Genomic DNA, 24,685 nt, shown 5'->3' with positions numbered 1-24,685 from the left:
GGCGCGTGACCGGAAGGTGATCGAGGCGGCCCGCACGGCGGCGCTCGAACCGCACTGGAGGTCCCGGTGACGACACGTGGAGTTCTGTACGTCCACTCGGCGCCCCGCGCGCTGTGCCCGCACGTCGAATGGGCCGTCGCGGGCGTGCTGGGCGCCCGCGTCAACCTGGACTGGATCAGACAGCCCGCCTCACCCGGCACCTGGCGCGCGGAATTCTCCTGGCAGGGCGATCCCGGCACGGCCTCCAAACTCGCCTCCGCGCTGCGCGGCTGGCACCTGCTGCGCTTCGAGGTGACGGCAGAGCCCTGCCCCACCGCCGAGGGCGAGCGCTACAGCTCCACACCGGAGCTGGGCATCTTCCACGCGGTCACCGGCATGCACGGCGACATCCTCATCCCCGAGGACCGGCTGCGGGCCGCGCTCGCCCGCGCGGGGCGCGGGGAGAGCGAACTGGCGGCGGAGATCTCCAAGCTGCTGGGCAAGCCCTGGGACGACGAACTGGAGCCCTTCCGCTACGCGGGAGAGGGCGCGCCCGTGCGGTGGCTCCACCAAGTGGTCTGAGGCGCGCGCCGCGCTTGCCCTGGAGCGCGCTCGAACGCATACCGTTCCGGCATGTCTGACACCACCTCAGTGGCCGTGCTCGGCACCGGCACCATGGGCGCCGCCATGGCCCGCAACCTCTCCGCCGCCGGGTTCGACGTCCGCGCCTGGAACCGCACCCGGGCCAAAGCGGAGCCGCTCGCGGCAGACGGCGTACGGATCGCCGACGACGCCGCCGAGGCCGTGCGGGGCGCCGCCGTCGTCCTCACCGTCCTCTACGACAGCCCCTCCGTCCTGGCGGCCATGCACGCGGCGGCCTCCGGGCTCGTCGAGGGGGCCGTATGGGCACAGGCGAGCACCGTCGGGCCCGAGGGGCTTCCGCCCCTTGAGGAGTTCGCCGGCCGGCATGGGCTGCGCTTCTTGGACACGCCCGTGCTGGGCACCAAAGAGCCCGCCGAGCAGGGCAAGTTGACCGTCCTGGTCGCGGGGCCCCAAGAGGCGGCCGATGCCGCCGCCGGGGTCTTCGGCGCCATCGGGGCCAAGACCCTGCGGGTGGCAACCGAGCCCGGCGGCGCCAGCCGCCTGAAGCTGGTGCTCAACAACTGGGTGCTCACCGTCATCAACGGCGCCGCCGAGACGCTCGCGCTGGCCGAGGGGCTGGGCGTGGACCCCCGCGACTTCCTCGGCGCCGTCGCGGGCGGCCCCCTCGATCTGCCCTATCTCCAGGCCAAGGCGCAGATGCTGCTGAACGGCTCCTACGAGGCGAGCTTCGCCCTCTCGGGTGCGCGCAAGGACGCCGAGCTGATCTCGCTGGCCGCCAGAACCGCCGGTGTCCAGCTCGACCTGACCCCGGCCGCCGCCGAACGGATGCGCCGCGCCGAGGCCCAGGGACACGGACGGGACGACGCCATCGCCTCCTACTTCGCCAGCTTCGAAAGCTCCGACTACGGAGCGGGCGACGCCCGGGGCTCCGCGTAGCCCCGCACCCGGGAGCCGCGCACCGGTAACGCGTACAGGTAAGGGGCGGCCTCCAGAGAGACCGCCCCTTACCTGTGAAGCATCCGGTGCGACATGGCCCCGGGTGAGACCGGGCGCGCGTCGAGCCGGCTCGGCGCGCGGAGCGCGCCAGGACTCAGACCGTGCGGAACGCCAGGACGACGTTGTGCCCGCCGAAGCCGAACGAGTTGTTCAGCCCCGCGATGGTGCCCTCGGCGGGCAGGTCGCGTGCCTTGTCGCGAACGATGTCGGCGTCCGCTTCCGGGTCGAGATTCTCGATGTTGATCGTCGGCGGGGCCGTGCGGTGACGCAGGGCCAGCAGCGTGGCCACCGTCTCGACGCCACCGGCGCCGCCCAGCAGATGGCCGGTCATCGACTTGGTCGCCGAAATCGCCATGTGGTCCACATCGTCGCCGAAAACCTTGCGCAGCGCCTTCAGCTCCGCCAGGTCGCCCTGCGGGGTCGAGGTCGCGTGCGCGTTGATGTGCATCACCTCGGCCGGGTCCAGCCCGGTCCTGGTCGTGAGGTTCTGGAGCGCCTGCGCGATGCCGTTGCCCGAGGGCTCCGGCTGCACGATGTCGTGGCTGTCGGCGGAGATGCCCTGGCCGATGGCCTCGGCGTAGATCCGCGCGCCGCGCGCCCTGGCGTGCTCGGCGGACTCCAGGACGATCACACCCGCGCCCTCACCCATCACGAACCCGTTGCGGGCCGTGTCGAAGGGGCGGGAGGCGCCTTGCGGGTCGTCGTTGTTCTTCGACATCGCCATCATGTTGCCGAAGGCGGCGACCGGCAGCGGGTGGATGGCCGCCTCGGTGCCGCCGGCGACGACGACCTCGGCGCGCCCGGTACGGATCATCTCGATCCCGTAGCCCACGGCCTCCGAGCCCGAGGCGCAGGCGCTGACCGGAGTGTGCACCCCGGCACGCGCGTTGACCTCCAGGCCGACGTTGGCCGAGGGGCTGTTCGGCATCAGCATCGGCACGGTGTGCGGGGAGACGCGGCGCACGCCCTTCTCGCGCAGGATGTCGTACTGGTCGAGCAGCGTGGTCACCCCGCCGATGCCCGATGCCACCACGGTGCCCAGCCGGTCGGGGTCGACGGAGGAGTCCTCGCCCGCGCGGGCGGTGAAGCCCGCGTCGGCCCAAGCCTCACGGGCCGCGATCAGCGCGAACTGCGCCGAGCGGTCCAGCTTCCTGGCCTGGGCGCGCGGAATGCTCTCGCTCGGCTCGACGGCGATTCTCGCGGCGATCCGGACCGGCATGTCGGCCGCCCACTCCTCTTCGAGGAGACGGACGCCGGAGCGCCCGGCGACGAGACCTTCCCAGGTCGATGCGCTGTCGCCACCCAGCGGTGTGGTTGCGCCGATACCGGTGACGACCACGGAGTGAGGGGTCGCGTTCACTGGAATTCTGTCTCCACTGGTAGGGGATGATCCCGTTTGGGCCACCCTTGGCCGGGTGGCGACAAACGCTTCAGGGGGTGTCTCAGCTCTGGTGGTTGAGGATGTAGTCGGTCGCGTCGCCGACGGTCTTGAGGTTCTTGACGTCGTCGTCCGGGATCTTCACGTTGAACTTTTCCTCGGCGGCGACGACCACCTCGACCATGGAAAGCGAGTCCACGTCCAGGTCGTCCGTGAAGGACTTCTCCAGCTTCACGTCCTCCGTGGGGATCCCGGCGATCTCGTTGACGATCTCGGCGAGGCCCGAGACGATTTCTTCCTGCGTGGCGGCCATTGCGGCGCTCCTTCGTATTCGCGGTGAGTCCGCAGCGCCCGACCTCTTTGTGCGGGGCTGCTCGGATCTTGACTAGGGGAGAGTAACGACAGTCGCGGCGTAGGCGAGACCCGCCCCGAAGCCGATGAGGAGCGCGGTGTCGCCGCTCTTCGCCTGCCCTGTGGCCAGCAGCCGCTCCATCGCCAGGGGGATGGAGGCGGCCGAGGTGTTGCCGGTGGTCTCCACGTCACGGGCCACGGTGACGTGCTCCGGCAGTTTGAGGGTCTTCACCATCGAGTCGATGATTCGCATGTTGGCCTGGTGCGGAATGAAGACGTCCAGGTCGTCCGCCGCTATGCCGGCCGCGTCCAGGGCCTGCTGAGCGACCTTCGCCATCTCGAAGACGGCCCACCGGAAGACCGTCTGGCCCTCCTGGCGCAGCGCCGGGAACTTCAGCCCGCCGCTCGCGTCGAGCGGGAGCTGCGAGACGTCGTCCACGCGCAGGTCGTCCCAGGCCACGGTCTGGGAGATGACGTCCCGCTTGTCGCCCTCCGAGCCCCAGATGGCCGGGCCGATGGCCGGCTCGTCGGAGGGACCGACGATCACGGCGCCGGCGCCGTCGCCGAACAGGAAGGCGGTGGACCGGTCCGTCAGGTCCGTCAGGTCCGAGAGCCGCTCGGCGCCCACGACCAGGACGTAGTCGGCGCTGCCCTCGACGACCAGGCTCTTGGCGAGCGTGAGGCCGTAACCGAAGCCCGCGCAGCCTGCGTTGATGTCGAAGGCCGCGGCCTTTCCGGCACCCATCCGGTCGGCGATCTCGGTGGCGACGGCGGGGGTCTGCTTGAAGTGCGAGACGGTCGAGATGATGACCGCGCCCACCTCGCCGGGGGTGATCCCGGCGTCCGCGACGGCCTTGCCCGCGGCCTCCAGCGTCATCTCCGCGACGGTCTCCTCCGGGCCTGCCCAATGGCGGGTGGCGATACCCGAACGCGAGCGGATCCACTCGTCGGAGGAGTCGATGTGCTTGAGAATCTCCTCGTTCGGTACGACGCGGGTCGGGCGGTATCCGCCGACGCCGAGAATGCGCGCGTACGGGGAGCCCTGCGCGGGCTTGATCTTCGCGGTCATGCTTCTCGGGCTCCTTGGAGTCAGGCGGACAGGTGCTCGGCGACGAGCGCCCTGGCGGGGTCGAGGTCGTCGGGCGACTTCAGCGCCAGATTGCGCAGCTGCGGCTGCGCGCGCTTGGCCAGGCCGGTGAGGGTGCCGCCGGGGCACAGTTCGATCAAGGTGGTGGCGCCCAGTTCCCCGAAGGTGTCCATGCACAGGTCCCAGCGCACCGGCGCCGAGATCTGGTGGACGAGACGGCGCACGACCTCCTGGCCCGAGTCCACGACCTGGCCGTCGAGGTTGGAGACGTAGCGCACCGCCGGATCGCCGGGCTCGATGTCCGCCACGGCCGCCTCCATGGCGGGTACGGCGGATGCCATGTGCGTGGTGTGGAAGGCGCCCGCGACCTTCAGCGCGATGACCCTGGCCTTCTCTGGCCGGTCCGCGGAGAGTGCGGCGAGCTGCTCGGTGGTGCCGGCCGCGACGATCTGGCCGGCGCCGTTCATGTTGGCCGGGGTCAGGCCGAGCTTGTCCAGGTGTGCCGTGACGGTCTCCTGGTCGCCGCCGAGCACGGCGGACATGCCGGTCTCGCTGATGGCCGCGGCCTCGGCCATCGCCAGGGCGCGGGCCCGCACGATCCGCATGGCCTCCAGCGGGGTCAGCACCCCGGCCAGCGCGGCGGCGGCCAGCTCGCCGACGCTGTGGCCCGCGACCGCGCCGACCGCGCCGAAGGAGCCGGGCGAGTCCTGTTCCGGCCGGTTGTCCAGCAGTTCGTAGGCGGACAGCAGGCTCGCCGCGACCAGCAGTGGCTGGGCGACGGCCGTGTCACGGATGGCCTCGGCGTCGGCCTCGGTGCCGTAATGCACCAGGTCGAGATCGATGGCGGCCGACCACTGGGCGACCCGGTCGAAGACGCCGGGAAGTTCGAGCCAGGGGGTCAGCAGGCCAGGCTTCTGGGCGCCTTGGCCGGGAGCGACGAGTACGAGCACTCTCTCACTCTCTCTTGTGGGCAGTGGTCCCCGCCGGTGGGGACCGAGACGAAGAACGGTGAGGGGAATTGTGGACCCTCGACAAAAGACGCGGGCCAGCTTACGGCTGGTCCCCGGAGTCGGCGAGACGCCCCAGGATCAGCGCGATACGCAGGGTGAAGGCGGAGCGCACATCCGACGGCGACCAGCCGGTGACGTCCGTCACACGTCGCAGCCGGTAGCGCACGGTGTTGGGGTGTACGAACAGCATCCGCGCGGCGCCCTCCAGGCTACTCGCCTGCTCCAGGTAGACGCCCAACGTCTCCAGCAGCGCGGAGCCGGCCTCCTCCAGCGGTCTGTAGATCTCCTCCACCAACAGTTCTTTGGCGGCGGGGTCGCCCGCCATCGCGCGCTCCGGAAGCAGATCGTCCGCCAGCACCGGACGCGGGGCGTCCGGCCAGGCGGCGCACGCCTTCAGCCCGGCCGTCGCCGCCTGCGCCGAGCGGGTCGCCGCCAGCAGATCGCCCACCACGGGCCCCGCCACCACCGGCCCGGCCGCGAACGGGCCGATCAGGGACTTCGCCGCCTTCAGCGGGTCGTCGGAGCCGCCGGCGATCACCACCAGACGGGTGCCCAGTACCCCCGTGAGGACCTGGAGCTTGGCGTGCCGCGATGCGCGGCGGATGGCCTCCACCGTCAGCTCGCTGTCCCCGTCCGGCGCGGTGCCCAGGACTACGGCGACGTGTTCGGGAGCGTTCCAGCCCAGCGCCGCTGCCCGGGAGACCGCGCCCTCGTCGGCCTCGCCCGAGAGGACCGCGTTGACCACCAGCGACTCCAGGCGGGCGTCCCACGCGCCGCGCGCCTCGGCCGCCTGCGCGTAGACCTGGGCCGTCGCGAAGGCGATTTCCCGCGCGTACACCAGCAGCGCCTCGCGCAGCACGGACTCGTCGCCGGGCGCCGCCACCTCGTCGATGGCCGTCTCGACGACCTCGATGGTGGTGCGCACCATCTCCACGGTCTGCCGCAGGGTGATGGCCCGGGTCAGTTCGCGGGGCGCCGTACCGAACACGTCCGTGCTGATCGCCTGCGGCGTCTCGGGGTGCCGGAACCACTCGGTGAAGGCCGCGATGCCCGCCTGCGCGACCAGGCCGATCCAGGAGCGGTTCTCCGGCGGCATGGCGCGATACCAGGGCAGTTGATCGTCCATGCGCGCGATGGCGGCGGCGGCGAGCTTGCCCGAGGACTGTTCGAGTCTGCGCAAGGTGGCCAGGTGCGGGTGCTGGGGCGGGACTGTGGGTTCGGGCACGGGACAAGCCTGCCTTATCGGAAGGAGTGCCAGGGCGCGGGGGCTGGCGGGGGCCGGCCGGGAGTACCGCCAGCCCTGTCCGGCGGCGGAGGGCGCGGGTCCGCCGGGGCTACGGTGGTTGTATGACGCAGGTGCGGAGGGCCGCCGAGCGGTACCGGGGCGGTGATCGGGAGGCCGGGATCGACACCCGGCACGCCTTTTCCTTCTCCGGTTTCTACGACCCGGAGAATGTGAACTTCGGACTGCTGGTGGCGTGCAACGAAGAACGCCTCGCCCCCGGCGCCGGGTTCCCGCTTCACCCGCACCGGGACGTCGAGATCGTGACCTGGGTGATCGAGGGCGAGCTGGAACACCGGGATTCGGCGGGACACTCCACCCTGGTACGCCCCGGTGACGTACAGCGGCTCGGCGCCGGCAGCGGGCTGCGGCACACCGAGCGCAACGCGGGAGCGGGGCCGCTGCGCTTCGTCCAGATGTGGCTGGTGCCCGGGGCCTTCGGCACCGAACCCGAGTACGAGATCGTCCGGGGCATCGCCGACGGCACACCCTTCGCGCTGCCCCGCACCGAGGCGGTGTTGCATGTGCGGCGCCTGGCGGACGGGGAACGCACGGCGGTGCCGGACGCGGCCTTCGTGTACGTCCATGTCGTGCGCGGCGAGGCGCTGTTGGGCGAGCAGGACCTGCGCGAGGGCGACGCCGCGCGGATCGGTGACGCGGAGGGCCTGGAGCTGCGGGCGCTGGGCCGCGCGGAACTGCTGCTGTGGGAGATGCACGCGGAGCCGGCGTACGGGTGAGCGCGCGGGGATAACGCGCGCCCCCGGCGGAGGCATCGGCGCGCGTTGTTCTCGCCGCCCGCGTCCGGGGTCGGCGTGCCCGCGTCCGGGGGGCTACCCGCGTGATTCGGCCAGTTCGGCCAGGACCGCGTCCGTGAACGGCGTCCACACCTCTGCCGCCCAGGGGCCGAAGTCCCGGTCGGTCAGCGCCACGCCCGCGGCGCCCGCTTCGGGATCCACCCACAAGAAGGTGCCCGACTGGCCGAAGTGCCCGAAGGTGCGCGGCGAGGACGTGTCACCCGTCCAGTGCGGGGATTTGGTGCCGCGGATCTCGAAGCCGAGCCCCCAGTCGTTCGGCTTCTGGCGTCCGTATCCGGGCAGTACCCCGTTCAGGCCGGGGTGGACGACCGAGGTCGCCTCCTGGACGGTCGTACGGTCCAGGAGCGTCGGGGCCTGTAGCTCGGCGGCGAAGCGGATCAGGTCCGCCACGGTGGAGACGGCGTCCTTGGCTGCGGAGCCGGGAAGTTCGGTCGAGGCCATGCCCAGTGGCTGGAGGACCGCCTCGTGCAGATACCGCGGGAAGGGGATCTCCGTCGCCTTCGCCAGGTGGTCGGCGAGCGTCTCGAAGCCCGTGTTGGAGTAGATCCGGCGGGTGCCCGGCTCAGCCATCGTGCGCTGTTCGTCGAAGGCCAGGCCCGAGGTGTGCGCCAGCAGATGCCGCACCGTCGAGCCCTCCGGTCCGGCAGGCTCTCCCAGCTCGACGGCGCCCTCCTCCACGGCCACGAGCGCCGCGTAGGCGGACAGCAGCTTGGTGACGGAGGCGAGCGCGAACCGCTGTCCGGTGGGCCCGTGCGTGCCGGCGAGGGTGCCGTCCGCACGTACGACGGCAGCGGCGGCGGTCGGCGCCGGCCAGGTCTCGATCATCCGCAGGCTCTCCATGGGCCCGAGCCTAACGCCCAGGAATTGCCGTCGTTTTTACCGTTGCTTTGAGCGCACTCCAACTTTGTACCGTTCACTTATGACCGTGATGGATTCCGGAACGGACACGGAGACCCGAGACACCCGCGAGCCCCGAGAGAGCGGAGGGACCCGTACGGCGCGGACCCGGCGCGGAGCGGGTGAGGCCGCAGGCCCGCGCCCCGAAGGGCAGGACAGATACACCATCGGCGAGGTGGCCGCGATCACCGGCCTGAGCGCCCACACGCTGCGCTGGTACGAGCGGATCGGCTTGATGCCGCACGTGGACCGGACCCACACGGGACAGCGCCGCTTCACCAACCCCGACCTGGACTGGCTGGATCTGGTGGGCAAGCTGCGGCTGACAGGTATGTCCGTCGCCGGGATGGTCCGCTACGCGGAACTGGTGCGCGAGGGCGCGGAGACCTTCGGCCAGCGCAGGGCTCTGCTGGAGACCACCAGAGAGGATGTGCTGCGCCGCATCGACGAATTGCACGACACCCTCGCGGTCCTCAATCGCAAGATCGACATCTACTCGCAGCCCGCTCGCCCTCACACCACCGCGAAGGTGTAGAGCGCGAAGGCCGTGGCCAAGGCGCCCGCCAGGACCCGGAGGCCACGCCCCGCGCCCTTCCACGGCACCTCGAAGCACCGCGTCACCCACCCCGTCGCCACCAGAACGAGGGCGAACAGCGGCAGCCAGGCCAGCCGGGCCGCCGGCCAGCCCGGCGAATCGGGCACCGTTGTCAGCCCGCCGACCGGGCCCCATGGAATGCTCGGCACCGCCGTCGCCAGCATGGCCGTCTGGTGCCAGCACAAGACCGTCATGGCCGAGAGGTTGACGACCACGACCGGCGCCCACAGGGCCGGCCGCCGCAGCGCCGAGGCGAGCCGTCCGCGCAGCAGGATCGCGGCGCCGCACTGGAGGGAGGCGAGGGCGAGCACCAGCAGCGACGGAGGGTGCGAGTTGGTGCGCGTCTCGCCCGGAACGCCCACCATCGACACCGGATAGTGGAAGAAGACCAGCAGCACGGCGAACAGCGCTCCGCCCCCCGCGAGCAGCACGGCACCGCCTCGTGCACGCAGCCTGTCCTCCCCCCAGCAGACGCCCAGCTGGTAGGCGAACAGCCATCCGGGCAGCAGGTTGAGCAGACCGGTCCAAGGCGGCACCGCGTCGGCGAGCGGCCCGTAGCGCAGGAAGTCCACGACCGCCACCGAGCCCAGCAGCGGAGCGGCGGACCATGCTCCGCACCGCTCGCAGGCCCGCAGGCAGTACGGCGTCAGCGCCGTGATGCCCGCGTAGACGCCGACGAACCACAGCGGCTGTACGACCAGGACGGCCGCCGTACGCAGCGTCGCCCCCGGCACCCCGAAGAACGAGAGCGCCGGCAGGAGGGCCGCCCACACGGCGGTGACCCCCAGCACGGGGCGGCCCAGGCGCAGTAGCCGCCCGCGCAGCCAGACCGCCGCCGAGCCGCCGCGTGCGCGGTGGCGCCGGTAGGAGAGCGCTGAGGCGTAGCCGCCCACCAGGAAGAAGACGCCCAGGAGTTGGAGGACCCAGCTCAGCGGGGCCAGCTCGCCGAAGGTCGCCAGCGGACTGGCATTGTGCAGCGCCCCCGACGCGTTCAGGGGGAGGCCGCCGAGCATCCAGTGGCCCAGTACGACGCCGAGCAGCGCCAGCGCGCGCAGCCCGTCGATGGCCCGGTCACGGTGTGCGGGGGTGCGCTCGTCGACGGCGCGCACGGCGCGCACGGCCCGCGCCCGCACCTTGCCCGCGGGGACGCGCTGGTGCGCGGCTTCTGCGACAGGCAGAGCGGGTGGGCCGGGTGCGGTGGGTGTGGCGATGGGCGAGGGGTCGCTGTCGGCGGGGGGCAGTGAACCCTCGTGTGCCTCAGCCGGCCTCGGAACGGGCATCGGAGCGGGTCTTGGAACGGGCATCGGAGCACTCCTTCGAAGCGGCCGAACAGTGGACGGAGCCGTACGAACGCAGCGCGACGGCGGAGAAGTTGGCCAGCGAGTCGGTGCCGGGCTTGAGATAGCCCGCATGCCCGTCCGCCCGGCCGGAGGAGACCACCCGGGCGCCGAAGTCCGCACCGGCCGGATCGGCGCCGTGTCCCAGTCCCAGGACGCTGACGTTCGGAATCTCGCCGATCCAGTCCTTCTCGGAGTGCGCCGCCCACACCGGCACCCGGGTGCGCAGGGCGGACGCCGAACCGGCCCGCATGCCGGGGGAGCCGAAGACGAGCATGTCCCGGGCGTCCCGGCGATCCAGCGAGGAGGCGGCCTCACCGCAGACGACCGAGCCGTAGCTGTGGCACAGCAGGGCCGGCGCGGGCGCGCCCGTCCGGGCCAGGCCGTGCAAGAAGCGCTCCAGGCGGGGCGCGCCCGCTTCGGCCAGGCGTCCGGTGGCCGCGTCAGGGCCGAGGCCGACCGGAGTGGTGTAGCCGACCCAGGCGATCACGGCCGTCCGGGTCGCGGGGGCGCGCCGCGTCATCTCGGCCCGCAGCGACGTGGCCATGCCCGCCGGCTTGCCGTAGTGGTTCTTCCCGCCCGCGTCGAAGGTGCCCAGGTCGATGTCCGAACCGGGGACGATGACGGCGGTGCGGTCGGCGTGCGGGAGATCTCCGTAGACCTCGGCGACCTGGCCCCTGCCGCGCGGGTCGAACGCGAGTATCCGGTGGCGTGGCGCGAGCAGGCTGGAGTAGCGGTCGGCCTTCGCGCGCGCCAGCCGGTGGTCCTGAGCCGTCAGCTCCGGATCGGCCGCACGCGAGAGTTCGGATTCCCGCGCGTTCTTGAGGGCGAGCTTGTTGGCCCGGTAGCGGACGCGTACCGGGGCGCCGTCGAGGTTGCCGACGGTGAGCGGGTGGCGCCGGGCCAGCGTGCGCACCTGGGCGGCGTCCAGTCCGGCGAAGAAGGCGGCCACTCGTTCGGGGCCGGCCGTAGCGGGGTCGGGCAGCGCGCGCCCCAGGGAGTCGTCGGTGCGCCACGCGGCGGCACCCGGCGCCGGCCCCGTCACGGGGGTCTGCTCGGCGCCCAGGGCCAGGCCCGTCGTCCCCGCGACGGTGGCGGCGGCGAGCGAGGCGGCGATCAGAGCGCGCTTGAGGCGGCGCTTCATGACGGTCTCCCTCCTTCTGCCGCCTCCCGGAAGGTCCGGAAGGGGCGACGGAGGAAGCGTGCGGCGCCGCAGGCTTCGTGGGCGTCACCCCACGGAGCGAACGCCGGAGCGGTACCGGAGTAGGGGGAGGACGAGGCGAACCGGGCCCGCGCGACCGGCCGGTCCGGCCGGTCGGCCCCGGCGGCTGGTCACCGGCCGGGCCGGTCCTCGGCCGGGCCGGCGCGCGCCGTGCCTACTGGTCGCCGGGCGCGATCAGCCCCGACTCGTAGGCGAAGATGACCGCCTGGGCACGATCCCGCAGCCCGAGTTTGGTGAAGATCCGGCTCACATGGGACTTCACGGTCTGTTCGGCGAGCAGGAGCGACCCGGCGATCTCCCCGTTCGACTGGCCCCGGGCCACCAGCTCCAGCACCTCGGTCTCCCGTTCGGTCAGCCCCTTCAGCCGCAGCGCGGGATCCGAGGCACGGCTCCTGCGGGTGCGGGGGCGCGGCCGGCGGGCGAACTCCGCGATCAGCCGCCGGGTCACCGAGGGCGCCAGCAGCGCCTCACCCGCCGCGACCACGCGCACCGCGGCGATCAGGTCGGCGGGCGGCGCGTCCTTGAGCAGGAAGCCGCTCGCGCCCACTCGCAGCGCCTCGTAGACGTAGTCGTCCACATCGAACGTCGTCAGCATCAGCACTCTGGGCGTGTGCGTGACCCCGAGTGACGGCTCCAGCAGCTGCTGGGCAGCCTCCAGCCCGTTCAGCACGGGCATCCGGACGTCCATCAGCACGACGTCCGGATGAGCGGCGCGGCACAGCTCGATGCCCCGCGCACCATCCGGTGCCTCGCCGACCACGTCGATGTCGCTCTGCGCCGCGAGCAGCGCCGCGAAGCCCGCGCGCACCATCGCCTGATCGTCGACGATGACCACGCGGGTCACCGGGGAGGAAGCGCCGGGTGTTCCGGTGCCGCTCATGCCGTAGGGGTGTCCTTTCCGTCTCCGTGCGGGTGTTCACGCCGCGTGCCGTCCTCATGCGGTGGCGGGGCGGCCTCCCGCCGCTCCTCCGGGGGCCTCTCCCGCCGCTTCCCCGGGGGCTCGTCCACATCCCCACTCCCACTCCCGCCCGCGCTCCGGTCCCTGTCCCCGTCCTCGTTCCCGTCCGCGTCGGTCCGGGGCCGTCCACCGGTCTTCTCGGGGCGGCCGTCCAGGGGCAGTCTCGCGGCGACCCGGAAGCCGCCGTCGGGCAGCGGGCCGATGTCGAGGCTGCCGCCGACCAGCCGTACCCGCTCCCGCATTCCCACCAGTCCGTGCCCGGTGCCCGTGGTCTCCAACGGCGCGCCTTCCGGTGCGGGCGAGGCCGCGTTGACGACCAGCACGGTCAGGTCCGCCCCGTCCGCCGTGACCGAGACGCGGGTGACGGCGCCGGGGGCGTGCCGTACGACGTTCGCGAGCGCCTCCTGCACGATCCGGTAGGCCGAGAGCGTCACGGCCTGCGCCGGCCGGGCCGCCACGCTCTCGCCCGAGCCCGGTGCGGTATCCGGTACATCGACACTCAGTTCGGCCGGTACCCCGGCGCGCACCGTCGCCTCGACGAGCTGTTCCAAGCGCTCCAGGCCCGGTTGCGGGGCGCGCTCGCCCTGGGCCCCCTCGCTCCTCAGCACGCCGAGCAGGCGCCGCATCTCGGCCAGCGACTCGCGGGCCGTCGCGGCGATGGTGCCGAACTCCTCGCGTGCGGCCTCGGGCAGACCGCCGAGCCGGTAGGGCGCGCTGTCGGCCTGCACGGTGATGACCGACATATGGTGCGCGACCACATCGTGCAACTCCCTGGCGATGCGCGCCCGCTCCTCCAGGAGGGTGCGCTGGGCGCGCTCCGCCTCGTTGATGGTCTCCTGCTCGGCCAGCCGCCGCTGGGCCTCGGCCCGCTCCCGCAGCGTGGCACCGAGCAGCAGCATCGCGCCGCTGAGTACGATGAGCAGCACGTTCGTGCCCTCGCTGCGCCCGGGGGAGACAAAGCCGAGGGCCAGCGAGACGACCACTGTGACGATCCAGACACCCAGCAGCGTGCGGCGGCTCTCCCGCAGCGCCAGCGCCAGACACAGCACCAGATAGCCCACGATGACCGGCGCCGGCCACGGCCACGGGCGCAGCGCGTCGTGGTCGGTCCCCAGCAGTGCCAGGGCCCCTGTGGTGTTGGCGGTGAAGATGATCCACCAGGCCGGCAGTGGCCGCGTCACCGCCAGCAGCAGCGGCGCGGTCTGCCCCACTCCGAGCGCGGCCGACAGCGCACCGTTCAGCTCGTAGTCGCTGGTCAGGACCTGCGTGGTGACGGGGAGCAGGACGATGACGAAGCCGAACGCCAGCACATAGGGCATGCCGCGCACCCACCGCGCCCTCACATGCCCCAACAGAGGCTCGCGGGAGGGTGCCGGGGTCAGCAGAGCGGCCCCCAGGGCCCGCAGCCCGCTCGCGGCTTCCGCGGGCATGCGAACGCGCGGCATGCGCCGGAAGCCGCGGGTGCGCGGGGTGCGCCGGGACTCGTGCCCGGGGTCCCGCCCGGCGCGGCCGGGCGGGGGAGGTGGGGTCGATGACATCGCGTGGCCAGCGTACGGAGTGGCGAGGTCCCCCGCGTCCTACCGGAGTAGCTGTCCGCCCCCTACCCCGGTACCTGCCCCTGGCAGGGTGCGGTACGGAGCAGGAGGAGGCGGGAAGCGCGCGGCGTCGGACTTCGGCGCCGGATACCGGTGCCGGTTTCAGGGTCGGAGCCCGGTATCGGGCTTCGGCGGCGGAGTGTGGTGTTCGGAGTCGGTGTGTGCGGATCCGGTGCTCAGGAACCTTCGGTTCCGGTGTCGGGAACCGGTCAGAGCTCGGCGAGCAGTTCGGCCTTCTTGGCGGTGAACTCGTCGTCCGTCAGCAGGCCGGCTTCGTGCAGCTTGCCCAGGTGCCGTATGCGTTCGGCGACGTCGGCGGGGTCGGAGCGGTGGTGCTGCTGGCTGGAGGCGGCGGACGGGACGCTTTCCGGCGCCGGAACGGGATCGGCCGCGCGTACCGCCGCCAGTACCGAGGCGGCGAAGGGCAGCGACTCGTAGACCGAGCCGTATCCCAGGCCGAACACCACCGAGGCCGGGTCCTGGTCCGCCTCGGCCAGCACCTCGGCCCCGCGCGGGCGCAGTCGCAAATGGCCGCTGAGGCCCTCCGGGGAGCGCCACTCGACGCCCTCCAGTTCGCCGACCGGAAAGAACTGGTCGCCGGCCTTCCACTTCGCGGTGGAGGCCCCCGTCCAGAACCAGCGGAAGGTGACGGTCCTGCCGTCGAAGGACGCCTTGCCGTCGTACGCCTTGAAGCTCTGCGGGGGCGACGGCACGGCCACCAGGTAGTGCTCGGCGGGTTTTCGCCGGTGCTCGGGCAGAAGAGCCCGCAGCTGCGTCGCGTAGTAGTCCGCGAGCGTCTCCCGCTCGGCGGGCAGCACCAGTCGGTAGGGGTCGCTGCCGTCCTTGAGCTGGCCCGCAGCCGCCTCCAGCAGCGGGTCGGCGCCTTCGCGCGGCAGGGCACGCAGCACCACGGTGCCACGCCTGCCGCCCGGGACCAGCTCGACAGCGCTCAGCGCCTCGTACGGGACGCGTCGCTCTCCGAGAACGTGGAAGAGCTTCGGTGTGCGGATCCCCCGTTCGAAGCGGATGAGCACGGAGTCTGAATCGAACTCCCAGGTGGAGTGAATTCCAGCCAGTACATCACCCATGCGGGCCATCGTAAGCGCCGGTTGCCCGCACGTCCCCCCTCTGCCGTGCTACGCGCGTAATCAGCTGCGAGAGCGGCGCTGGAGAGCACGCGTGCCCGGCCGGAGACCGGGCACGCGGGGGAGCCAGGAGGACGGGTGCCCGGGTGGCTCAGGGGACGGAGGAGCACTCCGGGTCGGAGGAGTCGCAGCCGGCGTCCGCGTACGAGCCGGTGCCGACGGCGGCGAAGTTGGCGAGGCTCTGGGTGTGCGGGGCGAAGTAGCCGGTATGGCCGACGGCACCGGCGGCCGAGAGGTGCCGGGCTCCGAAACCGGCGGACACCGGGTCGGCGCCATGGCCGAGGCCGCCTACGTGCATGTGGGGAACGTCCGCGATCCAGTCGTCCCGGTCACGCATCGCCCAGATGCGGGCGCTCGTACCCAGCTGCGCCGCGTTGTCGGCGCGCATACCGGGGCTGCCGGAGACGGCGATGTCGGTGACATCACCCGGCATCAGGTGGGCCGCCACCCCGCAGACCACGGAGCCGTAGCTGTGACAGAAGAGCGAGACCTTCGGGGAGGCGGCCTCGCGCGGGGCCCCTCCCGAGGCGGCCCCGGAACCTGCCCGGGAGGTGGCGGGCAGTGCCCGGACGAAGTCGTTGAGCCGCTTGGCCCCGTCCTGCGCCGGACCGCCGGACGCCGCGTCCACGCCGAGCCCCGCGGGCGCCGTGTAGTCGGCCCAGGCGACCGTCGCCGTGCGCACATAGGGCGCTGTGGCGTGCTGCTGGCGCTGGAGCGACTTGGCCATTCCGACCGGCGCCGAGTACGGCATCGAGGACTTCTCGAAGGTCACCAGCTCGGTATCGACACCGGGCACCACCACCGAGACGCGCTGGGCCCGCTCCAGGTCCCCGAACACCTCGGCCGCACGCCCGCGCCCCGTGGGGTCGAAGGCGAGGATCTGCCGCCCGGGGCGCAGCATCGACTCGAAGCGGTGCATCCGGTTCTCCGCGTCCTGGCGTCCCTCGTCGGTCAGCCGCTGGTCGGTCATCCGGTCGCGCTCGGTGTCGCGGGCCTTGAGGAGGGCGGAGTGGTTGGCCCGGTAGCGCAGCTGTACGGGCGCCCCGCCGAGGTTGCCGACGACCAGGGGGTAGCGCCGGGCGAGCGTGCGCTGCTGCGCGGAGTCCAGCGTCTTGAAGTAGCGCGCGATGCGGCCGGCGGACGCGTCCGGATCGGGGAGCGGATGCCCGGCGAAAGAGCCCTTCTCCCAGGCCATCAGCGCGGCGGCGCGCGGCCCCGAGGCGAGGTCGTGTTTGCGGAGCGCCGTCCATCCGGTCGTCGCCAGCAGCACGAAGACCACGGCCAGGGCGAGCAGCGCACGCCAGGCCGTGGTGCCGGGGACTCCCGTCGAGGGGAAGCCGCTGCCGGAAAAGGGGTTGCCCAGGGCGGAAAAATAAGTCACTGGGGCGCCACTTTAGGAGATGCCGGCCGTCATCCAGGCATTGACGGAATGCCCGTGAGTCATCTCACGTTTCACATGGGATGCTCGGCCGAAGCGGAGCGCGCAGGTGGCGGTCCGTCTCTCCGCGCGGCCCTCCCGCCCCTCTGCCGGTCTTGGCTCCGGTCGGCTCTAACGGTCTTGGCGCCAGTCGGCACTGAGCGCCGGGCCGAGCTGTTCGACGTGCTCCCGGGTCACCCTCCGGGCCTCCTCCAGCGAGACTCCGTCGCGCAGCCCCCAGTGGCGTCCGGCCGAGAGCATCACCCCCGTGAAGGCGGCGACCAGCACCCGGGGGCGGGGGTCGCGCTCTGGATCCAGCCCGGTGCGCCGCGCGATCTCCTGGACGAGCTTCTGCTCGACGAGCAGCGAGTGGCGCAGGTGTGCGGCCAGCAGCGCGGGTGTGACCTCGATGACCTGGCACATCCGCAGGTACAGCTCAAGCGGGGTGATCGCCTCGATGGCCTCGCCCACGTCCTCCCAGGTCTCATCCAGAGTGCGGCGCAGGCACTCCAGGGGGGCCTCGGAGAGGGGCCGGGCGCACACGCCTTCGAAGAATCGCCGCACCGTCATGTCCTGGACGAAGAGCGCGACTTCTTCCTTGTTGGCGAAGTAGCGGAAGAACGTGCGCTGGGAGACCTCGACCGCCTCGGCGATCTGGTCGACGGTCGTAGTGTCATATCCCTGCGTGACGAACAACTGATGGGCGGCCAGCACCAGGGCGTCCCTGGTGCGCTGCTTCTTCCGTTCGCGCAGGCCGGTCACGTGCTGATTCCTTCTCCGGGGGCTCGGCTTCTCAGATCCGCGGTGCTCGGGTCTTCGCTCTTCGGAGCGCTGCCCTCGGCTTCTCTCATCGAGTTGACGAGTCTCTCATCGAGCTGCCGGGCTGACATTTACCGGCGAATAATCCTGTTTGTCAATTGTCAGCGGCTGTCATTATCCTCGCGCCATGAGCACCCAGACCAGCACCGTCGCGCACGACGCGCCGGATCCAGCGAAGCCCGGGGAGGGCGGCGCGGACTCTCCCAAGGGGCTGCGCGGACACCCGTGGCTGACCCTCGTCACCGTCGCCTTCGGCGTCGCGATGGTGGCCCTCGACGGCACGATCGTCGCCATCGCGAACCCCGCGATCCAAAAGGACCTCGGCGCGTCACTCGCCGACGTGCAGTGGATAACCAACGGCTATCTGCTGGCACTTGCCGTCTCCTTGATCACTGCGGGCAAGCTCGGTGACCGCTTCGGTCACCGGCAGACCTTCCTCGTCGGTGTGGTCGGCTTCGCCGCCGCCTCGGCGGCGATCGGTGTCGCGGGCAGCGTCTCGCTCGTCATCGCCTTCCGCGTCCTCCAGGGCATATGCGGGGCGCTGCTGATGCCGGCCGCGCTCGGCCTGCTGCGCGCCTCCTTCCCCGCCGAGCGGCTGAACGCCGCGATCGGCATCTGGGGCGCCGTCATCGGTGCCTCCACAGCCGCCGGACCGATCGTCGGCGGGCTGCTCGTCGAGCACGTCAGCTGGGAGTCGGTCTTCTTCATCAACGTGCCCGTCGGCGCGCTCGCCCTGGTCATGGGCCTGGTACTGCTGCTCGACCGGCGCGCGGAGAACGCGCCGCGCTCGTTCGACGTCCTGGGCATCGTGCTGCTGTCCGTGGCGATGTTCTGCCTCGTGTGGGCGATCATCAAGGCGCCCGACTGGCACTGGGGCGACCCCAAGACCCTGACGTTCCTCGCCGTCGCGGTGCTCTCCTTCGCGGGCTTCGGCTTCTGGGAGGGCAAGGCCAAGGAACCGCTCCTTCCACTGAGCATGTTCCGCTCGGTACCGCTGACCGCGGGCACCGTCTTGATGGTGCTGATGGCCTTCGGCTTCATGGGCGGCATCTTCTTCGTCACCTTCTACCTGCAGAACGTCAACGGGCTCTCGCCCGTTGACAGCGGCCTGCGGCTGCTGCCGCTCACCGCGATGATGATCGTCGCCTCGCCGCTGGCGGGCACGGTCATCACCAAGTTCGGCCCCCGGATCCCGCTGGTCTCCGCCATGGTGCTGGCGGCCGTCGCGATGTTCGGCCTCTCCACGCTGGACGCCGACAGCGGTATCGGCATCACCTCGCTGTGGTTCGGCATCCTCGGCCTGGGGCTCGCTCCCGTGATGGTCGGCGCCACCGAAGTCATCGTCGGCAACGCTCCGTTGGAACACGCCGGTGTCGCGGGCGGCCTTCAGCAGGCGGCCATGCAGGTCGGGGGCAGCCTCGGTACGGCCGTGCTGGGTGCCGTGATGGCTTCCCGCGTCGGCAGCGAACTGCCGAAGAAGTGGGCCGAGGCCAAGCTGCCCCCGCTGCCCGGCAAGCAGGAGGCGGCTCTGCGGGAGGCCGCCGAGGTCGGCGTCGCGCCCCCGGCTCCCAAGGGCACCCCCGCCCAGGCGGCCGAGGCGATGAAGCACGTGGTGCACGACTCGTTCATCTCGGGCATGGGCCTGGCCTTCATCTGCGCCGGCATCGTGGCGGTCCTCGCCGCGGGCGTCGCGGTCTTCACCAGCCGCGGCACCAACGACGCGGGACCGTCCGTGCACATCTGACGCGAAGCGGTCGCGCGTTTCCGGCGCGAAGCGGTCGCGGTTCCGACGTGAAGCGGTCGCGCGCCTCTGACGCGAAATGGTCGCGCGTACCGCGTTCCTGGCACGCGGCCTGACGCATACGCGGTGGGGTTGTGTGCCTTTGACGGAAAACGACCGCGTACGGGGAACGGCCTGGGCTGGAGCGGCCCGGTACACCTGGACGGTGGATAACTCGCGGGTTGTGGACAACTCCGCCACCTGTCCCGGTGAACCGGGCCGTTTGCTCTTGGCCCGCCTCTCGTGGCGCCGACATGCTGATCACACGCCGGGCGACAACGGACCCGGCACGAGCGGGGGAGTGATCAGCCATGACAGGCATGTCCGGACGAGGTCCGAAGAAGGCGGCCGGAGCGGTAGCGGCAATGGCGCTGGCGGTGCTCGCGGCGCTGACAGCGCAGCCGGCCGGAGCCGCCCAGAGCGCGGCGACAGCCGAGCGGAGTGCGGTGGGGGCCCGGCAGAGCGCCGCGCAAGCACAGCGCAGCCCTGCGGCGGCCCAGCACAGCGCGGCGCGGCGAGCGGCGTCCCCACGGCTGGGAAAGTGCGGATCGGGCGAGCTGTGCCTGTGGCCGCGCGCCGACTTCCGCGGCAAGCCCCGCGCCTTCGAGCTGAGCGGTATCGACATCGAGAGCTGTGTGCGCCTGCCGGCCGGTGTCTCGGCCATTTCATCGGCGAACCGCACGGGCCGGCCCGTGACGCTCTATCAGAGTGAGGAGTGCGCGGAGACCGCGGAGTTCGCCACCCACCCCGCGGGCTCGTGGACACCCCAACTGCCCTACAAGGCACGCGCCTTCAAGGTGTGGGAGCACTGAGATGGCAGCCCGGTACCCGCTGCGCACAAAAGCGGCCGGGGGCGGTCTCGTGGACCGCCCCCGGCCGGGGGACCGTGGCGCGGGCCGCGAAGACCCCCGCCAGAGCGTCAGGCTCTCAGGCGTCGCCGCCCGCGGCGCCGGGGTGGGCCGCCGAGGCATCCAGGAGCTGGTAGCGGTCGATGGCCTGCTTCAGCGCCGAGCGGTCCACCTTCCCCTCCTTGGCCAGTTCGGTCAGCACACCCAGCACGATGGACTGCGCGTCGATGTGGAAGAAGCGACGGGCCGCACCACGGGTGTCGGCGAAGCCGAACCCGTCGGCCCCCAGCGACTGGTAGATGCCCGGCACCCAGCGCGCGATCTGGTCGGGAACCGACCGCATCCAGTCCGAGACCGCCAGCTTCGGGCCCTGCGCGTTTTGGAGCTTGCGCGTGACATAGGGGACGCGCTGCTCCTCCTCGGGGTGCAGCAGGTTGTGCTCCTCCACCTCCACGGCCTCCCGGCGCAGCTCGTTCCAGGAGGTCGCCGACCAGACGTCGGCCCGCACGTCCCACTCCTCGGCGAGGATCTGCTGGGCCTCCAGCGCCCAGGCCATCGCCACTCCGGAGGCGAGGATCTGAGCGGAGTGGGTCCCCTGCTCGCCGGCGCGGTAGCGGTAGAGCCCCTTGAGGATGCCGTCCGCGTCCACGTTCTCCGGCTCGGCCGGCTGCCGGATCGGCTCGTTGTAGACGGTGAGGTAGTAGAAGATGTCCTCGCCCTGCGGGTGTTCGGCGCTGGAGCCGTACATCCTGCGGAGCCCGTCCTGGACGATGTGCGCGATCTCGAAGCCGTAGGCCGGGTCGTAGGCGACGGCTGCCGGGTTCGTGGAGGCCAGCAAATGCGAGTGGCCGTCGGCGTGCTGAAGGCCCTCGCCCGTGAGGGTGGTGCGTCCGGCGGTGGCGCCGAGCACGAAACCGCGCGACATCTGGTCGGCCATCTGCCAGAACTGGTCGCCGGTGCGCTGGAATCCGAACATCGAGTAGAAGACATAGATCGGGATCAGCGGCTCGCCGTGTGTGGCGTAGGCGGATCCCGCCGCGATGGCCGCGGCAGTACAGCCGGCCTCGGAGATGCCGTCGTGCAGCATCTGACCGGTGGGCGACTCCTTGTAGGCCAGCAGCAGTTCACGGTCCACGGACTCGTAGAGCTGGCCCAGCGGGTTGTAGATCTTGGCGGACGGGAAGAAGGAGTCCATTCCGAAGGTGCGGTACTCATCAGGGGCGATCGGCACGAAGCGCTTGCCGATCTCCTTGTCCCGCATCAGGTCCTTCAAGAGGCGCACGAAGGCCATGGTGGTGGCGATCTGCTGCTGGCCCGAGCCCTTCTTCAAGGCGGCGTACGCCTTGTCGTCCGGGAGGCTCAGGGGTTTGGCGCGGTTGATCCGGGTGGGCACGTAGCCGCCGCATTCCTTGCGCCGGTCGTGCATGTACTGGATCTCTTCGGAGTCGCGCCCCGGGTGGTAATAGGGCGGCAGGCCCGACTCCAGATCGCTGTCGGGGATCGGCAGGTGCAGCCGGTCGCGGAAGCCCTTCAGGTCTTCGACAGTCAGCTTCTTCATCTGGTGAGTGGCGTTGCGCCCCTCGAAGTTGGGGCCCAGCGTCCACCCCTTGATGGTCTGCGCCAGGATGACGGTCGGCTGGCCCTTGTGTTCGGCGGCGGCCTTGTACGCGGCATAGACCTTGCGGTGGTCGTGGCCGCCCCGGCCGAGGTGCAGGAGCTGATCGTCCGTCATGCCCTCGACCATCTGCCGCAGCCGCTGGTCGCCGCCGAAGAAGTGCTCGCGGATGTAGCCGCCGCTCTCGGTGGCATAGGTCTGGAACTGGCCGTCGGGCGTGGTGTTCAGCTTGTTGACCAGCACGCCGTCCCGGTCCTGGGCCAGCAGCGGGTCCCAGGAGCGGTCCCAGACCAGCTTGATCACGTTCCAGCCGGCGCCGCGGAAGTAGGACTCCAGCTCCTGGATGACCTTGCCGTTACCGCGTACCGGGCCGTCGAGGCGCTGGAGGTTGCAGTTGATGACGAAGGTGAGGTTGTCCAGTCCCTCGCGGGCGGCCAGGGAGAGCTGTCCGAGGGATTCGGGCTCGTCCATCTCGCCGTCACCGAGGAAGGCCCACACTCGCGACTTGGAGGTGTCGGCGATGCCCCGGGCCTCCATGTAGCGGTTCATCCGCGCCTGGTGGATCGCACCGATCGGGCCGAGCCCCATGGAGACGGTGGGGAATTCCCAGAAGTCCGGCATCAGCCGGGGGTGAGGGTAGCTGGACAGGCCGTGCGGGGCCTTGCTCTTCTCCTGACGGAAGCCATCCAGCTGGGCTTCGCTGAGCCGGTCGAGCAGGAACGCGCGGGCGTAGATGCCGGGGGAGGCGTGGCCCTGGAAGAAGATCTGGTCCCCGCCGTGGCCGTCGTCCTTGCCGCGGAAGAAGTGGTTGAAGCCCACGTCGTAGAGGGAGGCCGAGGAGGCGAAGGTGGCGATGTGGCCGCCGACCCCGATGCCGGGGCGCTGGGCGCGCGAGACCATGACGGCCGCGTTCCAGCGGGTCGCGTTGAGGACCTTGCGCTCGATCTCCTCGTTGCCGGGGAAGAACGGCTCGTCCTTGGTCGCGATGGTGTTGACGTAATCCGTGCTGCGCATCTCCGGGACGGCGACGCGCTTCTCGCGGGCGCGCTCGATGAGCCGGAGCATGAGGTAGCGGGCGCGTTCCCGTCCGCGCTCGTCGACGGCGGCGTCGAGAGAGTCGAGCCATTCCTGGGTCTCTTCAGGATCGAAGTCCGGGACCTGGCTGGGAAGGCCGCCAATGATGATCGGATTGCGATCGGATCCGGAAGCCACGCTGTTCCTTCGCTGTATCGGTCGTGTCGTGCTCTGCGAACTGGGTGGCAGCGCACGCCGTGGACTGGTGCTCTGTGGGGTGTCGCGCCGCCTCCATCGTGTACCGCAGCCGCGATTACGTCATCTCTACCGAGAGGTAACCCAGCGCGTTTCAAGGCGGGCCGAAGGCTGGGTGCGAAACAGGCACGGGGAAGGCGGTCAAACCGCCATGTTACGCCCAGTAGTGGTGGTGGCCGGGGTGGGGGCAAACATTCGTTCGGCTCGTCGCGGCACCCTCTCGCCTCCCCGATCACAGCTTGGGCAAACCTGACAGATCCTGGCGACCTCAATGTGGTGCGAATCACTCTCGATCAGGCATTGTGGGATGACACGTCAACGTTTGGGCGGGATCGACGGCCGGGTACTTGCGTGATCCGGCCCGTCCGTGTGGACTACGGCCCATGCCTCGCGTACGCACGGGGCGCAAGCCATATTCAGATACATGATCAGGAGGCAATCCGTGAGCGCGACCGCGGACCACGCGGAGGAGCGGACCAACCCCGCCGCAAGGCTGGGTTTCCAGCCCGGGCAGGTGGTCCAGGAGATCGGCTACGACGACGACGTCGACCAGGAGCTCCGCGAGTCCATTGAGGAAATCACCGGCCAGGAGCTCGTTGACGAGGATTACGGAGACGTGGCCGATGCCGTGGTGCTGTGGTTCCGTGATGAGGACGGCGACCTGACGGACGCGCTGGTGGACGCGACCACGATGATCGACGAAGGCGCCCCCGTCTGGCTGCTGACCCCGAAGACGGGCCGTACCGGCTACGTCGAGCCCAGCGAGATCGGTGAGGCGTCCCAGACCGCGGGGCTCTCCCAGACAAAGAGCTTCAACGCCGCGAAGGACTGGACCGGCAGCCGCCTCGTCACCCCGAAGGGTGCGCCGAACAAGCGCTGAACTCGCGGCCAGTCCGCTATATGCCTATTAGCCATCTCTGTACCGTTTCCGGCCGCTTGCGGCGGTCAGGTCCGGTTTCCCGGTGTGCGTTTCCCGAGCCCCTGACCGGCCCACTGCCGCCAGGGGCTCGGTGCATAGGGTGGGGCAGGCACCTGTCCCGCTCTGCGAAGGGAACACCGACATGGCGATCGACGCCGGCACCAAGGCCCCGGACATCCAGCTCAAGGACCAGCACGGCCAGACCGTGCGGCTCTCGGACTTCCAGGGCAGCAAGAACGTCGTTCTGCTCTTCTACCCTTTCGCCTTCACCGGCGTGTGCACCGGTGAGCTGTGCGCGCTGCGGGACGAACTGCCGAAGTTCGTCAATGACGACGTGCAGTTGCTGGCCGTCTCCAACGATTCGCCGTTCGCGCTGCGCGTATTCGCCGAGAAGGAAGGGCTGGAATATCCGCTCCTGTCCGACTTCTGGCCGCATGGTGAGGCATCGAGGGCCTTCGGCGTCTTCGACGAGGAGAAGGGCTGCGCCGTACGCGGGACCTTCATCATCGACAAGGAGGGCGTCGTGCGCTGGACCGTCGTCAACGGGCTCCCGGACGCGCGTGACCTCGACGAGTACGTAACCGCCCTCGAAAGCCTCTGAATCGGCCCTTCCGGTACCGGCGCGCGCTGGATGCCGCGGGCCCGCGAACCAAAAGGCGGAATCCCGGTCCGTAAGAGGGCTGTATCCGGGGGAACCGCTCACTAGGATCGAATCGTTGATCTGACGGCATCCAAATACGGGGGGCACGCAGTGCTCCTTACGAACAA

Annotated in this window: 22 protein-coding genes; 8 read left to right on the top strand and 14 right to left on the bottom strand. The window is 71.0% G+C overall.

Features of this window, described 5'->3' with window-relative positions:
* The first annotated feature begins 66 nt into the window (after positions 1 to 66).
* Together ABD339_RS03110 and ABD339_RS03105 are read left to right on the top strand one after the other, a co-directional pair.
* Positions 67 to 561, top strand: a complete 495-nt coding sequence (locus tag ABD339_RS03110) for a DUF3145 domain-containing protein (RefSeq protein ID WP_326690588.1) — start codon at positions 67 to 69, stop codon at positions 559 to 561.
* A 51-nt stretch (positions 562 to 612) separates the two neighbouring features.
* Positions 613 to 1,518, top strand: a complete 906-nt coding sequence (locus tag ABD339_RS03105; RefSeq protein WP_344561865.1) for an NAD(P)-dependent oxidoreductase — start codon at positions 613 to 615, stop codon at positions 1,516 to 1,518.
* Between the two features lie 154 nt (positions 1,519 to 1,672).
* Here ABD339_RS03105 and ABD339_RS03100 read toward each other — a convergent pair whose 3' ends face one another.
* The 5 genes from ABD339_RS03100 to ABD339_RS03080 all read right to left on the bottom strand — a co-directional run bounded on the left by ABD339_RS03100 (position 1,673) and on the right by ABD339_RS03080 (position 6,647).
* Complete coding sequence (locus ABD339_RS03100) at positions 1,673 to 2,938, bottom strand: beta-ketoacyl-[acyl-carrier-protein] synthase family protein (protein ID WP_344561863.1); 1,266 nt, start codon at positions 2,936 to 2,938, stop codon at positions 1,673 to 1,675.
* An 82-nt stretch (positions 2,939 to 3,020) separates the two neighbouring features.
* The gene (locus ABD339_RS03095) at positions 3,021 to 3,269 is read right to left on the bottom strand and encodes an acyl carrier protein (protein WP_344561861.1); all 249 of its coding nucleotides are present in this window, start codon (positions 3,267 to 3,269) and stop codon (positions 3,021 to 3,023) included.
* 72 nt (positions 3,270 to 3,341) lie between these two features.
* Positions 3,342 to 4,376: a ketoacyl-ACP synthase III gene (locus ABD339_RS03090; RefSeq protein WP_344561859.1), complete on the bottom strand. Its 1,035-nt coding sequence runs from the start codon at positions 4,374 to 4,376 to the stop codon at positions 3,342 to 3,344.
* A gap of 20 nt (positions 4,377 to 4,396) precedes the next feature.
* Complete coding sequence (locus ABD339_RS03085; protein WP_344561857.1) at positions 4,397 to 5,344, bottom strand: ACP S-malonyltransferase; 948 nt, start codon at positions 5,342 to 5,344, stop codon at positions 4,397 to 4,399.
* A 100-nt stretch (positions 5,345 to 5,444) separates the two neighbouring features.
* Positions 5,445 to 6,647 carry a PucR family transcriptional regulator gene (locus tag ABD339_RS03080; RefSeq protein ID WP_344562327.1) on the bottom strand — a complete coding sequence of 401 codons (1,203 nt, stop codon included), beginning with the start codon at positions 6,645 to 6,647 and terminating at the stop codon, positions 5,445 to 5,447.
* Positions 6,648 to 6,751: 104 nt separating this feature from the next.
* On the opposite strand from ABD339_RS03080, the gene ABD339_RS03075 reads away from it, so the two are divergent.
* Positions 6,752 to 7,423, top strand: coding sequence for a pirin family protein (locus tag ABD339_RS03075; protein ID WP_344561856.1), 672 nt, complete (start codon positions 6,752 to 6,754; stop codon positions 7,421 to 7,423).
* A gap of 93 nt (positions 7,424 to 7,516) precedes the next feature.
* Here the strand turns inward: ABD339_RS03075 and ABD339_RS03070 are convergent, their stop codons facing one another.
* Complete coding sequence (locus tag ABD339_RS03070) at positions 7,517 to 8,341, bottom strand: serine hydrolase domain-containing protein (RefSeq protein ID WP_344561854.1); 825 nt, start codon at positions 8,339 to 8,341, stop codon at positions 7,517 to 7,519.
* 79 nt (positions 8,342 to 8,420) lie between these two features.
* Between ABD339_RS03070 and ABD339_RS03065 the strand changes: the two genes are divergently transcribed.
* The gene (locus tag ABD339_RS03065; protein WP_344561852.1) at positions 8,421 to 8,933 is read left to right on the top strand and encodes a MerR family transcriptional regulator; all 513 of its coding nucleotides are present in this window, start codon (positions 8,421 to 8,423) and stop codon (positions 8,931 to 8,933) included.
* On the opposite strand, the gene ABD339_RS03060 is transcribed toward ABD339_RS03065, so the two are convergent.
* The 7 genes from ABD339_RS03060 to ABD339_RS03030 all read right to left on the bottom strand — a co-directional run bounded on the left by ABD339_RS03060 (position 8,912) and on the right by ABD339_RS03030 (position 17,429).
* Positions 8,912 to 10,273 carry an acyltransferase family protein gene (locus ABD339_RS03060; RefSeq protein WP_425575869.1) on the bottom strand — a complete coding sequence of 454 codons (1,362 nt, stop codon included), beginning with the start codon at positions 10,271 to 10,273 and terminating at the stop codon, positions 8,912 to 8,914. The two genes, ABD339_RS03065 and ABD339_RS03060, sit on opposite strands and share 22 nt — an antisense overlap.
* Positions 10,251 to 11,474, bottom strand: coding sequence for an alpha/beta hydrolase (locus ABD339_RS03055; protein WP_344561851.1), 1,224 nt, complete (start codon positions 11,472 to 11,474; stop codon positions 10,251 to 10,253). Before ABD339_RS03055 ends, ABD339_RS03060 begins: the two co-directional genes overlap by 23 nt.
* A 232-nt stretch (positions 11,475 to 11,706) precedes the next feature.
* Entirely contained in the window at positions 11,707 to 12,432 is a 726-nt protein-coding gene (locus tag ABD339_RS03050; RefSeq protein ID WP_344561850.1) for a response regulator, read from the bottom strand.
* On the bottom strand, positions 12,429 to 13,940 hold the full coding sequence (locus ABD339_RS03045; protein ID WP_344561848.1) for a sensor histidine kinase: 1,512 nt from the start codon (positions 13,938 to 13,940) through the stop codon (positions 12,429 to 12,431). Before ABD339_RS03045 ends, ABD339_RS03050 begins: the two co-directional genes overlap by 4 nt.
* A 374-nt stretch (positions 13,941 to 14,314) precedes the next feature.
* Positions 14,315 to 15,193 (bottom strand): DUF4429 domain-containing protein, encoded by an 879-nt coding sequence (locus ABD339_RS03040; protein WP_344561847.1) that lies wholly within the window; start codon positions 15,191 to 15,193, stop codon positions 14,315 to 14,317.
* A gap of 148 nt (positions 15,194 to 15,341) precedes the next feature.
* Positions 15,342 to 16,631 carry an alpha/beta hydrolase gene (locus tag ABD339_RS03035; RefSeq protein ID WP_344561845.1) on the bottom strand — a complete coding sequence of 430 codons (1,290 nt, stop codon included), beginning with the start codon at positions 16,629 to 16,631 and terminating at the stop codon, positions 15,342 to 15,344.
* A gap of 168 nt (positions 16,632 to 16,799) precedes the next feature.
* Positions 16,800 to 17,429, bottom strand: a complete 630-nt coding sequence (locus ABD339_RS03030) for a TetR family transcriptional regulator (protein WP_344561843.1) — start codon at positions 17,427 to 17,429, stop codon at positions 16,800 to 16,802.
* A 184-nt stretch (positions 17,430 to 17,613) separates the two neighbouring features.
* Here ABD339_RS03030 and ABD339_RS03025 point away from each other — a divergent pair, with 184 nt between their 5' ends.
* Positions 17,614 to 19,230, top strand: a complete 1,617-nt coding sequence (locus tag ABD339_RS03025; RefSeq protein WP_344561841.1) for an MFS transporter — start codon at positions 17,614 to 17,616, stop codon at positions 19,228 to 19,230.
* Between the two features lie 347 nt (positions 19,231 to 19,577).
* The gene (locus ABD339_RS03020; protein WP_344561839.1) at positions 19,578 to 20,078 is read left to right on the top strand and encodes a peptidase inhibitor family I36 protein; all 501 of its coding nucleotides are present in this window, start codon (positions 19,578 to 19,580) and stop codon (positions 20,076 to 20,078) included.
* A 115-nt stretch (positions 20,079 to 20,193) separates the two neighbouring features.
* Here ABD339_RS03020 and aceE read toward each other — a convergent pair whose 3' ends face one another.
* Complete coding sequence (gene aceE / locus ABD339_RS03015) at positions 20,194 to 22,941, bottom strand: pyruvate dehydrogenase (acetyl-transferring), homodimeric type (protein WP_344561837.1); 2,748 nt, start codon at positions 22,939 to 22,941, stop codon at positions 20,194 to 20,196.
* 499 nt (positions 22,942 to 23,440) lie between these two features.
* Here aceE and ABD339_RS03010 point away from each other — a divergent pair, with 499 nt between their 5' ends.
* The gene (locus ABD339_RS03010) at positions 23,441 to 23,878 is read left to right on the top strand and encodes a DUF3052 domain-containing protein (protein WP_326690604.1); all 438 of its coding nucleotides are present in this window, start codon (positions 23,441 to 23,443) and stop codon (positions 23,876 to 23,878) included.
* 181 nt (positions 23,879 to 24,059) lie between these two features.
* A complete protein-coding gene (locus tag ABD339_RS03005) occupies positions 24,060 to 24,518 on the top strand; it encodes a peroxiredoxin (RefSeq protein WP_344561832.1) in 459 nt (152 codons plus the stop codon).
* Positions 24,519 to 24,685 lie beyond the last annotated feature (167 nt).

Origin of the sequence: Streptomyces axinellae (assembly GCF_039532135.1) — a bacterium.
GTDB classification, from domain to species: domain Bacteria; phylum Actinomycetota; class Actinomycetes; order Streptomycetales; family Streptomycetaceae; genus Streptomyces; species Streptomyces axinellae.
This window is presented reverse-complemented; position numbering and strand designations above follow the sequence as displayed.